Annotated in this window: 13 protein-coding genes; 1 reads left to right on the top strand and 12 read right to left on the bottom strand. The window is 67.3% G+C overall.

Features of this window, described 5'->3' with window-relative positions; all coding sequences use genetic code 11:
• Positions 1 to 59: 59 nt before the first annotated feature.
• The 12 genes from K254_RS0113505 to K254_RS0113450 form a co-directional block, all read right to left on the bottom strand.
• Positions 60 to 473: a hypothetical protein gene (locus tag K254_RS0113505; RefSeq protein WP_035750188.1), complete on the bottom strand. Its 414-nt coding sequence runs from the start codon at positions 471 to 473 to the stop codon at positions 60 to 62.
• 258 nt (positions 474 to 731) lie between these two features.
• On the bottom strand, positions 732 to 1385 hold the full coding sequence (locus K254_RS0113500; protein WP_026555811.1) for a hypothetical protein: 654 nt from the start codon (positions 1383 to 1385) through the stop codon (positions 732 to 734).
• Positions 1386 to 1403: 18 nt separating this feature from the next.
• A complete protein-coding gene (locus K254_RS24865) occupies positions 1404 to 2375 on the bottom strand; it encodes a WXG100 family type VII secretion target (RefSeq protein WP_231391866.1) in 972 nt (323 codons plus the stop codon).
• A 104-nt stretch (positions 2376 to 2479) separates the two neighbouring features.
• Positions 2480 to 3076: a dihydrofolate reductase gene (locus tag K254_RS0113490; RefSeq protein ID WP_026555809.1), complete on the bottom strand. Its 597-nt coding sequence runs from the start codon at positions 3074 to 3076 to the stop codon at positions 2480 to 2482.
• On the bottom strand, positions 3073 to 3894 hold the full coding sequence (locus K254_RS0113485; RefSeq protein ID WP_026555808.1) for a thymidylate synthase: 822 nt from the start codon (positions 3892 to 3894) through the stop codon (positions 3073 to 3075). Before K254_RS0113485 ends, K254_RS0113490 begins: the two co-directional genes overlap by 4 nt.
• Positions 3895 to 3925: 31 nt before the next feature.
• Complete coding sequence (locus K254_RS0113480; protein ID WP_026555807.1) at positions 3926 to 4654, bottom strand: DUF1648 domain-containing protein; 729 nt, start codon at positions 4652 to 4654, stop codon at positions 3926 to 3928.
• Between the two features lie 29 nt (positions 4655 to 4683).
• Positions 4684 to 5115, bottom strand: a complete 432-nt coding sequence (locus K254_RS25960; protein WP_026555806.1) for a GntR family transcriptional regulator — start codon at positions 5113 to 5115, stop codon at positions 4684 to 4686.
• Positions 5112 to 6059 carry a hypothetical protein gene (locus tag K254_RS25955; RefSeq protein WP_051389222.1) on the bottom strand — a complete coding sequence of 316 codons (948 nt, stop codon included), beginning with the start codon at positions 6057 to 6059 and terminating at the stop codon, positions 5112 to 5114. Before K254_RS25955 ends, K254_RS25960 begins: the two co-directional genes overlap by 4 nt.
• Before the next feature lie 68 nt (positions 6060 to 6127).
• Positions 6128 to 7093 (bottom strand): NUDIX hydrolase, encoded by a 966-nt coding sequence (locus tag K254_RS0113465; RefSeq protein WP_051389221.1) that lies wholly within the window; start codon positions 7091 to 7093, stop codon positions 6128 to 6130.
• Positions 7093 to 9336 carry an RNA degradosome polyphosphate kinase gene (locus tag K254_RS0113460; protein WP_026555804.1) on the bottom strand — a complete coding sequence of 748 codons (2244 nt, stop codon included), beginning with the start codon at positions 9334 to 9336 and terminating at the stop codon, positions 7093 to 7095. The genes K254_RS0113465 and K254_RS0113460 overlap by 1 nt, the downstream gene beginning before the upstream one ends.
• Positions 9337 to 9393: 57 nt before the next feature.
• Complete coding sequence (mshD, locus tag K254_RS0113455) at positions 9394 to 10380, bottom strand: mycothiol synthase (RefSeq protein WP_026555803.1); 987 nt, start codon at positions 10378 to 10380, stop codon at positions 9394 to 9396.
• Between the two features lie 326 nt (positions 10381 to 10706).
• Entirely contained in the window at positions 10707 to 11405 is a 699-nt protein-coding gene (locus K254_RS0113450) for a winged helix-turn-helix transcriptional regulator (RefSeq protein WP_026555802.1), read from the bottom strand.
• Positions 11406 to 11552: 147 nt separating this feature from the next.
• Here K254_RS0113450 and K254_RS0113445 point away from each other — a divergent pair, with 147 nt between their 5' ends.
• On the top strand, positions 11553 to 12287 hold the full coding sequence (locus tag K254_RS0113445; RefSeq protein WP_026555801.1) for a hypothetical protein: 735 nt from the start codon (positions 11553 to 11555) through the stop codon (positions 12285 to 12287).
• The last annotated feature ends 19 nt before the right edge of the window (positions 12288 to 12306 follow it).

Genomic DNA, 12306 nt, shown 5'->3' with positions numbered 1-12306 from the left:
CGAGCCCGGCCCCGGGGGCGCGATGGCGATGCGGCAGCGTTGGCCATGAACCCGGTTGGCTAGATCCCTTGGCGCGAACTCGGCTCCGGAATGCCCCGTTCACGGCGCACCCGCTTGGCCTTGAACTCCGCAGCAGCCAGACGCCCGGCGTAGACGGCGCCGGCAGCGCAACCCGCGGTGAGGACCAGAACCCCCCACAGCGGCTGGCCGCCGTCGGCCACCGGAGCTGTCACAAGAAAGATGGTGGAAACCGCGAAGAGGGCAAGTACCCCGGCCAGCAACGCCATGCCCGAGGCAGAGCTGGCAATGGCGCTGGAGCCGGCCCTGGCGAAACCGATCTCATCGCTGGCGTAGCTGTGCAACTCGCCCTCCCGGGTGCGCGAAAGGGTGCGCTTTTCTCCGGCGGCCACGGCCTGGTTGTGCCAGGCCGTCATCTGCACGTCCCGAGTGTTGCGGGCGGCGTCGTAAACCAAGGTGGATTCCAATCGTGTCGAGGGGCTTGGGGGCTGCGCCCATCGTTGGGGGCGTAAAGGTACTCACTGCCTACCAGGACGCGCGTTGCCGTCCGGGACACAGGTGCGGCGGCACCGTCCGGCAGCCCGACGCCGTTTTCCGTTCAGGACGCAATCGTTGACGCGTCCTGGACAGGGAACCGTGTCCCAGATCCACATGGGTGGCCTGGCTGCCCGGTGGTCGAGCAAAGGGGGCCTTCTTCTGGTGGTCCCGGCGGACTAGTCCTGGCGGATCCGGCGGACCAGGTCCAGCACAGCGGCGTCGTCGAGGCCGCTGGTTTCCTCAATGGAAGGCGTGCCGGGGGTGTTGTATCCAATGGTCCACACGCCGCCGCTGCGCTTCAGGAGCAGCTGCTGGCCCGACGCGTCCTCGCGCCGGCGTATGGTCGCACCGCCGGAGGGGTTGTCCTCGAGGTGTTTGCGGATGATGTAGAAGTTGCCCTCTGCGGCGGAAATGTCCGGGTTCTGCGCCATGGCAAACCACGTGAGGTAGGCCCGCGGTTGGAGCAGCACCTTGTAGTCCGGCGACTCGACGGACAGCACATTGTCGGTATCCTCCGGCGTCAGCAGGGAGATCTCCATGCGGCGGGTTGCAGCGGTCAGGGCGTTGGTTACGGCCGCAACCGGGCCAGCAACGCTCAGCTCGCCCCCGGGCTCGACCTTGGCAAACCCGCGGGCAACCAGGGACGAGGCACCGGCAGAGACCAGCCGGGGATCTTCGAGCTCGTTCTCGATCCGCAGCGCTCGTGCGCTGGCCACTGCGGCCTCGCCGCGGACAAGGTTCAGCAGTGCAACAAGCTCTGCGAAGCCGAAACCAATCGAGTCAGGATATGCGGATTGCTGGGAGGGCAGGGCGGTGGTTGTCTGCGTCACGGGTGTTTCTCCTCGTTGTTAGAAGCCAAAGAAGTCTGCAACGGCATTTGCGCCATCGCTGATTGCGTCGCCGGCGGAATCCAATCCATCGCCCAGCGCATCGCCTGCGGAATTCCAGCCGTCAGCGATCTGCCCGCCGACCCAGTTGACCGAATCGTGGATGACGGGGACATTGTCGTACAGGGCCAACGCGCCACTGGCGACCATGCAGACAGTGCCTGCCGGTGGCGGGAGGAACGACCCGGCCCCGATGAGGGCCTTGGTGGCGGAATAGGCGGCATCGCCATACTCCTTGTCTTGAACCGAGTTCACCACGTCAAGGACATCCAACCCGACGCCGAGAACGCCGAGGCCCTTGCCCATGACGTTGAAGGCTTTGAAAGCTGTGGTGTCCTCGGCAAGGTTGAACGCCTCATGCCAGTTGCCCTCGAACAGCCGGTTCGAGGTGTTGAAGAACCTGCTGAATTCGTCGGTGTTCTGGAAGGTCTTCCAGGCCCCGCTGTCCAGAAAATCGCCGATGTGCGATTTCTGGAGCATCGAGGCGATGTCGTAGACGCCGGCACGCAGGCCCGGGAACGCCTTGACGGTGTTGTAGAAATCCCATCCATCACGGAACGGCGAATCGGGATCGGCCAGCCAATCGGGCCCCCACCAGTCCTCGCCAGGCTTGCTGCCGGGCCCTCCCGGTGTCGGCACGCCGCCCCCGCCGGAGCCGGCGATGGAACTGGTCTGCTCCTGCTCGTCCGCATTGCGGGCCAAGAGCTTTGCCGTTTCATCCAGCAGGTCTGCGGTGGAGGTGAGCACCAGCCGGCCGCTGGTGCGCCACTGGTTGGCGAATCGGTCGGAGTCCCCGCCCACCCAATATCCGGGCAGCCGGTTGACGGCGCCGTCAAGGGTGAATTTGATCCCCTTCAGGGCCGTGGCCTTTGAGGAGAACTCGCGGGCAAGGGCCCGCAGGTCCTCGACATCCGCTCCAAGCATTTCCGACATTTTTCCCCTCCCCACCAGCTGGACGCTCAGTGTTCTGCCCCGAGTCTATGCAGACCCCATTGGCGCTGCCATGGGGTGAAGTCCCCATGGCAGCGGGACGGCTGCTATTCGGGGGCCTGGAACTCCGACCCGCCCTTGGCCCAGAGCGTGAAGCGGTACTCGGTGCCGTTGGTGCTGGTGTGCCAGCCCTCCACCGGGGTGGCGCCGCGGAAGGACCACTCGGGCCCCAGCGCGGGCGCCATCGTGTCGCCGTCGACCTCGGAATTGATCACGGTGACCACTGCAACGTTGGCCTCTTCCAGCACCTGCGCATACACCTGCCCGCCGCCGATGACCCACACCTCGTTGCCGCCGGGGGAGAACTGTGCCTCCACCAGGGCCTCCTCGATGGAGGGGACGACGACGGCGCCTGCCGCCTCGGGCGTGGACGCCCAACCGCTCTGGCGGGTGATGACGATGTTGGTCCGGTCGGGCAGCGGCCGGTACTTTGCCGGGAAGGAGTCCCAGGTCTTGCGGCCCATGACCACCGGGTGGCCGGTGGTGAGCTTCTTGAAGTGGGCCATGTCCTCGGGCAGGTGCCAGGGCATGCCGCCCTCATTGCCGATGACGCCCTGGTTGGTCTGGGCCCAGACCATGCCGATGATGGGCGCGTTGAAGGTGTACGTGGCCGGCTGCGAGGCGGGCGCGGACTCGGTGCTCATACGGCGATCGGGGCCTTAATGCTCGGGTGGTGCTGGTAGTCCACCAGCTCGAAATCTTCAAGATCATAGTCGAAGATCGACTCCGGGCGGCGGGTGAAGGCCAGCTTCGGATAGGGGTAGGGCGTCCGGCCCAGCTGCTCATTGACCTGGTCCACGTGGTCGTCGTAGATGTGCACATCGCCGCCGGTCCAGATGAATTCGCCCGGTTCCAGCCCCAGCTGCTGGGCGACCATCATGGTCAGCAGCGCGTAGGAGGCGATGTTGAACGGGACGCCCAGAAACATGTCGGCACTGCGCTGGTAGAGCTGGCAGGAGAGCTTGCCGGGGCCGCCGTCCTCGCCGGGGGCGACGTAGAACTGGAACAGTGCATGGCAGGGCGGCAGCGCCATGTTGGACACCTCGGCCACATTCCAGGCGGAAACGATGTGCCGGCGCGAATCGGGGTTGTTGGCCAGCGAGTCCATCAGCTGGGCGATCTGGTCGATGTGCCCGCCGTCCGGGGTGGGCCAGGAGCGCCACTGGACGCCGTATACAGGACCCAGCTCGCCGTCGTCGTCGGCCCACTCGTTCCAGATCTTGACCCCGCGCTCCTGGAGCCAGCGCACATTGGAATCGCCGCGCAGGAACCAGAGCAGCTCCAGGGCCACGGACTTGAAGTGCACGCGCTTGGTGGTGATCAGCGGGAAGCCCTCGGCCAGGTCAAAGCGGATCTGGCGGCCAAAAACGCTGCGCGTTCCGGTGCCGGTGCGGTCCGATTTCGCGGCGCCGTTGGCCAGCACGTCGCGCAGCAGGTCTTCGTAGGGGGTAGGAATGCTCACGCCCCAAGTCTAGTGGGCGCATTGCCTTCGGTCAGGCGAGCAGAGCCACCAAGGGTGCCAGCAGCACCAGCGCCAGAATGCCCAGATAGAAGAACTTGCCACCCGTTCTCGCCCAGTTGACCGTCAGCCCAATGCCGACCAGCTTGGGCACCAGAACGCGCTCGTCGTCCGGATTGTTGTAGATCATGCCGGCGATCCAGTGGCCGTCAGCGTCCGACGACGGCTGGCCGGCCGTGGCGAGTTCGCGCCGGTATTGGCGCCAGGCCACCCACCCGCCAACGGCGAGCCCGCCAAAGACCAGGATCATCGGCACATACACGGGAACGGAAACCCCGGAGGTGGAGAAGACCATCAGGGCGGCGGCCGCCATCACCACGGACATGGCGTTGGTGAGGATGCCCAGGAACGTCAGGGAGGCATTGCTTGAGGCGATGCCCTGGCGCAGGTTCATGTGTTCATCCACGCCCGCCGGATTCTTCAACGGCGCCTTGGCCACCAGCACCGACACTCCCGCCATGACCAGCAGGAATCCGGCGAAGGCAAACACGCCAGTGAAGGCGGCACCCACGGATTTGGCGCTGAAACCATTGGCCTCGCCGTGCGCGTCCCAATGCGTCGCGATGAGCTCGGGCAGCGACGGGTAGCGGAGGATGCCGTAGACGGCCGTCCCCAGCAGCAGGACGGTGGGCACAGCAAGCCACCACCAATTGACGCCCCTGCGCATCTGGCCCGTGGATGCGGCCGCAGCAGATTCCTTCATTCGTTCCCCCTCAACGGACGGGCGGACAGCTACCCGTCCCGCAATTGATTCAACCGGCCCCGCAGAAGGTTCAGCAAATCGTCGTTTGAAAGCCCTGCCGCCCGGCCGGTCAGGATCAACTGTTCGACGGCGGCGCCCACCTCGCGGGCCGCCGCATGGTGGGCTGCAGCGCCGGCGGTGCCGGCGGTGTGTGCACCTCCACCGGGCACCTCCCCGAGTGTGGTCGACACCACGGTGCCGTGCCGGCGCCGGGTGGACACCATCCCGGCAGCCTCCAGCTCCTTGTACGCCCGCGCGGCGGTGCCGGCGGCAACGCCCAGATCCAGCGCCAGCATCCGCACCGTGGGCAGCCTGGCGCCCGGCTGGACTGCGCCGACGGCGATCATCGCAGCCAGCTGGGCGCGGATCTGCTCGTACGGTGCGGTGGGCGCGTCAAGGTCAATGGAGATCCGTGCGCTCACGACGGCCCGGCTGCCACGACAGTGCCTCTGCGCGGTGCAGTGGGCACCAGTTGCTGCGGTTTCCAGACCAGCATGGCAATCAGCACCGCCATGTTGACGATGCCCGCGGGATAGACCACGGCGTCGAGGGCGGTGCCCGGCTCGCGGATGCCGGCGTAGTAGCCGGCCACAGCGCCCAGCCCGGAGGCAACGGTGGCCGACACCCGCAGCAGGCGGTTCATGCAGATCCTGCGCAAGGCGCGGTTCTGGGCGGGAGCCAGAGAATCGAGTTCGCGGCGCCGGGCCACCAGCCACATCACCAGCAGCGTCCCGGCGGCCAGCACCAGCAGGGCAATGCCCAGGGGCAGGGCCAACTGCCATCCGGTGACACGGCCATCAAAGGAGGAACGCGATTCCGCCACAGCTGTCACCGTGCGGGTGGTTGTGGCTGTGTAGCCGGGCAGGAAGGCAATCCACACGATGAAGGCAGCGGACAGGACAAACACCGCCGCCACCACGATGGCCAGTGCCGGTTCGACAAAGTCCTTGATGTGCCGTGGTTCCAAGGCAGCCTGGCGCCGCGGCGACGTTGGTGCCGGCCACGTCAACTGGCCAATGGCATGGACGGCAAGGACCGCCATCACCGGAAAGAAGATGGCCTCAAGGTGCAGGAACTGGACCGGCGCGACGGACTCCGGGGCGAGGGCAGCCGAGGCGTCCACCTCGTTGCCGGGATATCCTTTGCTTGGCAGGACGGGCGGCGGAATCCTGCCCGCCTGGGCCGCGCCCTGCAGCCCGCTCAAGAGCCAGGCCAGCATGCCGACCCATAGCGAGTGGCTGGCCGCCGCAGCTGCCGCACCCTTTGCCGACGGCGACCAGGCCACGAAGCGCAGCCACAGGTACAGGACCAGCGCTCCGAGCGAAATCCACAGTACGGGCCAGACAAAGCCCATCAGATTGAACACGGCGTCCCCCAAGAACGAATCGGCATCTTTGTATCAAGTGTTTGATGCAAAGATGCCGACGTCAACGATCAGTCGTCGTAGGGTTTGTGCCGCTCCACCGAAAGGATGGTGCTGTTGTCGGCCGAGCTGACCTGGCACACCACCATCTCACCCGGGGCCAGATAGGGGTCCTGGGTGGGCAGCAGGGCCGCCAGTTCCTTGGACATGTGCCTGCCCAAGGTGGCGAACACCGTGGACAGCACCGGGCGGTGGGTGCACAGCACCACCGGGGAGCGCTTGGTGAACAAGGCCTCGACGACGGCGGCCGCCTTCCGCGGATGCCGGGCGTGGGCAGCCTCCGTCAGCGCGTCGGCGATCTTCACCTTGGCCCGGATTGATTTCACGTGTGGGGACACGGTGGCCACGCAGCGCAGCCATGGACTGGTCACCACACGCACCGGATGCCAGACCGTCAGCAGCCGGGCCACAGTGAGTGCCTGCCGCTGCCCCGTGGCGGCCAGCGGCCGATCGCCCTCGGCCCGGGTCCAGCCCGAGCGGGGCTTGGCCTTGGCATGGCGGAGGATCAACAGGGGCCAGGAGGCCAGGTTGCCCGCCGCATGCGCCTCAATGAGGGCCTGCAGCGGAATCTTGTCGGAGGGGTTGGACAGCAGTTCCATGGCCTTCTCGGGGGAACACCACAGCACGCCGTCAACCTCCTTGCCGTCGGCGAGCGGGGGCAGGCCGTTGGATTCGGCCGCCCAATAGTGGACCTCCTTGGTGCCGGTCTTCACCGCGTAGGTGATCGACGGCAGCAGGACGCCCAGGGTGATGGCCAGCCCCACCTCCTCGCGGACCTCCCGGACGGCGCACTCGGGCAGGGTTTCCCCGGCGTCGAGCTTGCCCTTGGGCCAGGACCAATCGTCATAGCGGGGCCGGTGGATGATCAGCACCTGGAGCTGCTTCTTGGTGATGCGCCAGCACAGCGCGCCGGCGGCGCGCACCGCAACCGGTGCACCGCCGTCGACCGTTGGACCGGTGGAGACTGAATCAAGCATCAGCGGCGGCTGGCCGTCCGCTGCCGGGACCGGCTGGAGAGCAGCCAGGACTGGACATCAAGCAACGGGCTGCCGTCCTCGGAGAGGTGGTGCCGCGTCCAGAGGCCCTCGTTGTCCAGATGCCAGCTGGCCGTGCCATTGTCCATGTACCGATCCAGCAGGGAATTGACCTCGGCGATGTCGTCCGGGTTGGCCAGCTGCACCAGCGCCTCAACACGGCGGTCCAGGTTGCGGTGCATCATGTCGGCGGAGCCGATGTAGACAACCGGGTCCGAGCCATTGGCGAAGGTGAAGACGCGCGAGTGCTCCAGGAAGCGGCCCAGCACGGAGCGCACGGTGATGTTCTCGCTCAGGCCGGGGACGCCGGGGCGCAGCGAGCAGATGCCGCGGACAATCACATCCACCTGGACGCCGGCCTGCGAGGCCCGGTACAGGGAATCGATGATGGCCTCATCGACCATGGAGTTGACCTTGATCCGCACGCGGGCGGCCAGGCCGGCTTTCTTGTTGGAGATCTCGCGCTCGATCCGGTCGATCAGACCGGAGCGGACGGAGCGCGGGGCCACCAGCAGACGCTTGAACGTGGACTTGGGCGCGTAGCCGGAGAGCTGGTTGAACAGCTTGGAGAGGTCCTCGCCCACCTGGTTGTCAGCGGTGAGCAGGCCCAGGTCCTCGTAGTAGCGGGCCGTGCGCGGGTGGTAGTTGCCCGTGCCGATGTGGCTGTAGCGGCGCAGGCCGTCCTGCTCCTGGCGCACCACGAGGGAGAGCTTGCAGTGCGTCTTCAACCCGACGATGCCGTACACAACGTGCACGCCGGCCTGCTCGAGCTTGCGGGCCCAGGAGATGTTGGCCTGCTCGTCAAAGCGGGCCTTGATCTCCACCAGGGCAAGCACCTGCTTGCCGGCCTCCGCGGCGTCAACCAGCGCATCCACGATGGGGGAGTCGCCGGAGGTGCGGTACAGGGTCTGCTTGATGGCCATGACCTTGGGATCGGCCGCGGCCTGCTCCAGGAACGCCTGCACCGAGGTGGAGAAGGAGTCGTAGGGGTGGTGCAGCAGGATGTCGCGGCGGCGCATGGCGGCAAAGACGTTGGCGGCCTTGGCCGTCTCGGACTCGTTCAGGTACCGCGAGGTGTGGGCGACATGCTTGGGGTAGCGCAGATCGCTGCGGTCGATCCCACCGATCACGGACAGGCCGCGCAGATCCAGCGGAGCCGGCAGCGTGTAGACCTCGGACTCTTCAATGTCCAGCTCCCGCACCAGCAGGGCAAGGATGTTGGGGTTGATGTCCGTGGCCACCTCGAGGCGGACGGGCGGGCCGAACCGGCGGCGCAGAAGTTCCTTTTCGAGCGCCTGCAGGAGGTTCTCGGCGTCGTCCTCCTCCACCTCCAGGTCCTCGTTGCGGGTGACGCGGAAGGTGTGCTGCTCGAGCACCTCCATGCCCGGGAACAGCCTGTCCAGGTGCTCGGCGATGACCTCTTCGAGCGGGATGAAGCGGGCCACGCGGCCCGGGACGGTGCCGGCGCGGGGGCCGTCCACCGAGACCAGGCGCGGCAGCTGGTCCGGCACCTTCACGCGGGCGAAGAGCTCCTTGTCGCTCACCGGGTTGCGCACGACGACGGCGAGGTTCAGGGACAGCCCGGAGATGTAGGGGAAGGGGTGGGCCGGGTCCACGGCCAGCGGGGTCAGGATCGGGAAGACCTTCTCCCGGAACATGGTGCTCAGTGCATCCTTGGCGCCCTCGTCCAGCTCGTTCCAGTGGACCAGGTGGATGTGCTCATAGGCCAGCGCCGGGCGGATCTGGTCGGCGAAAACGTGGGCGTGCCGGGCCTGGAGTTGGTGGGCGGCCTCGCTGATCTGGTCCAGCACCTCCATGGGGCTCAGACCGGCGGGGGAGGGCACGGCCAGTCCTGTGGCGATGCGGCGCTTGAGGCCGGCCACGCGGACCATGAAGAATTCATCCAGGTTGGAGGCAAAGATGGACAGGAAGTTGACCCGCTCCAGCAGGGCCAGATCCGGATCCTCCGCCAGTTCCAGCACGCGCGCGTTGAAGGCCAGCCAGCTCAATTCCCGGTCCAGGAAGCGGTCCGGGGTGACATCGCCGGTGGGCAGCAGATTGGGGGCGAACTCGGGAATGTCGATCCGGTCCTGCGTGGCCCTGGCCGCGGGCACCTCCGAGGAGCCGAATCTTTCCGTGCCCAGCGAGGCGGCAATCTGTGACGGAGGGGCAGTCTCGGGTTTCATGGTGCTCCCTTGTAGAAAGTAGGTCCTAAGCTCAACCCTACAATCGTTCGGCGGCGATTATGACGGCGTGGGTCCGTACATGACATCCGCGTCCCAGCGCGTGAATCCCAGCTTCCGGTACAGCGCGACGGCGGCGGTGTTGTCGGCATCCACGTACAGCATGATGGCGGCGAGCCCTGCCTGCTGCAAGTGGCGGATGCCCGCCACGGTGAGGGCCTTGCCCAGGCCCAGACCCTGCGCCTCGGGGGCCACGCCCACCACATACACCTCGCCCATGGCCGGGTGCTGCCCCAGGGCGGCGTGGACCTTGGTCCAGTGGAAGCCCAGAATGCGTTCGCTGCCGCCGTCGCCGGCCCGGGTGGCCAGAAAGAACCCGGCGGGGTCGAACCACGGCTCGTCCATGCGGGCGCGCAGATCGGCGGCGGTCATGGAGCCCTGCTCGGGGTGGTGGGCGAAGGCCGCGGCGTTCGCGGCGAGCCAGGCATCCTCATCCTGCCCCGGGACAAAGGTCCGCAGCGTGACGCCGTCGGGCAGTTCCGCCGGCTCCAGCGCCGGTGCGCCCGCGGCGGGGCGGGCCAGGCGCATGCGCCACAATTCGCGGATGGCACCGAAGCCGTAGCGCGCGGCCAGATCGGCGGCGGCCTCGTGGTTTCCGTGCGACCACGCCGTCAGGTTCGCCAGCCCGCGGTGTGCCTTGAGCGCGTCCACCAGCAGGGCGCCCACGCCCTGGTTGCGGTAGGTGGGGTGGACCACCACCTCCAGCACGCCCGCGCCCTCATGGGAGACGACGACGGCGATGCCGGCAAGATCGGCGGCGGTGGCCGGGTCCGAGTGGTCCTCGGGGGCGTAGGTGGCCAGCGTCAGCACGTCCACCGCGGTGCCGCCGCCGGAGCGGAGCTCCACCAGCGTCTGCTCCGACAGCGGCGGGTTGCCGTCCGCTTCCGCAGCGGCCGCCACCAGGGCGTCGATGTCGCGGCGCAGCTGGGGATCCGGGGCGCCGCCGCCCACTACAACGGGCCAGTTCTCAGTCTTCGCGGGGCTCATGTCCACAGCCTAACCTCAGCGGGGGCAGGTGGCGAGATGGCCCGCCGCGGCGTCCATTTGCGCCCACCAGCGGCTGTGTCCTACAGTGGAACCTGCTTGCGGGGCCCTTGCGGCCCACCTGCCGAGGGGGATGCACCACCGGGGTGCCCTCGATACGTTCAACCCGTATGTCCTCCACCACCGAGCACCACACAGCGTTCAAGTACGGCAGCAGAAGGCCCGCTCCCACCAGGGAGCGGGCCTTCTGCGTTGCCCCGGGCATCTGTGCGACAGTAAACGTTGCTCTGGACGCCCAGAGCAACGTTTACTGTCGCACAGATGAGGGGTCAGGCGTCGGTGAGCTCGTCGTCGGTGACGCGGGTGACGGTCAGGCGGTAGCCGACGTTGCGGACCGTGCTGATCAGGTGCTCGTGGTCCGAGCCGAGCTTGGCCCGCAGCCGCCGGACATGGACGTCCACGGTGCGCGTGCCTCCGTAGTAGTCGTAGCCCCAGACCTCGTTCAGCAGCTGGGCGCGGGTGAAGACGCGGCCGGGGTGCTGGGCCAGGTACTTCAGCAGCTCAAATTCCTTGTAGGTCAGGTTCAGGACCTCGCCGTTGACCCGGGCCGTGTAGCTGCCCTCGTCAATCACGACGCCGGCCGCCTGGATTTCCGTGCTCGGCTCCTCTTCGGCGGGGTGGCGCCGGGTGAGGGCGAGCCGCAGCCGGGCTTCCACCTCGGCCGGGCCGGCGGTGTCCAGGATGATGTCGTCCGCAGCCCAGGTGGCGGAGATGGCGGCCATGCCGCCCTCGGTGAGGATCAGGATCAGCGGTGCGCCGATGCCGGTGGCCCGCAGCAGCTGGGTCAGCGACCTCGCCCCCACCAGGTCCTTGCGCGCATCGAGCATCACTACATCGGCCGGATCGGCTTCCAGCAGGGCTGTGGGCTGTGCGGGGAGGATGTGGATGCGATGGCTCAGCAGTTCGAGCGCAGGCAGAATGTCCACTGACGATCCAGGGCTGTTGGTCAATAACAGAATCTGCGACATGGTTCCTCCAAAGTGCGTAGGGCGCATCTTTGAGCGTCATCCCCATCGTGCCGCTCCAGAATGCGGATCCACACGGTGGAAGGGTTGATCCACAGTGTACCGGCAAGACCCACCAGCAATGGGCAAACGTTAAGGCAGGATTGAGGAGTGAAGACATGGATTGTCGGCCTCGCGCCGATCGTGGCCCTGGCGGCCGTCATTGGCGGCTCCTACAGCGCCCCCGGCGTCCGGCTGGGCGTGGCCGTCCTCGTGGCTGCCCTCTTCGGTCTGGGCTGGCCGCACTATCTGGGGATTCCGGCAAAAAAGACGCTCGGCGTCATCATTGCGCTCGCGGGCGCCTGCTCCGCCGTCGGCGCCGCGTTCACCGCCGGCCCCGGGTATCTTGACCAGGCCCCGATTTTCATTGCGCTGGGCATTGGCTCGGTGTTTGCCGTCCAGCTGGTGCGCGGCACCGGCCAGATCCACCGGCTGGAATCCACCCTGGGTGCCGGAGCCGGCGTCGCCATGTCCGCGATGGGGGCAGGCTGGATTGCCGCCCACCGTTTTACGGGCGACGGCGGCATGACCTTGGTCACCGGTGTGGCCGCCCTCGTGGCCCTCGGCGTGGGGCTGCTCCGCTGGCCGGACAGGATTGTTGCGCCCCTTGGCATGGTCCTGGCCACGCTGGCCGGACCCCTCGCCGCCATGGTGCTGACGGACTTCTCCCTGCTCCCGGCCGCCGTCGTCTCCGCCGTGGTGGCCGCCATCGTGATGGCCTTCCGCAAGCTCTCATCCCTGGCCGGGGCGCCGCGCTCGGTCCCGGGGGCGCTGGCCATGGGGCTGGCGCCGGTGTCCTCGTTGGGCGCACTGGTGTATTTCATCGATAAACTACTGATCACCTGACGACGCAAAAGATCACGAT

Source organism: Arthrobacter sp. 35W (assembly GCF_000482545.1).
GTDB lineage: Bacteria > Actinomycetota > Actinomycetes > Actinomycetales > Micrococcaceae > Specibacter.
This window is presented reverse-complemented; position numbering and strand designations above follow the sequence as displayed.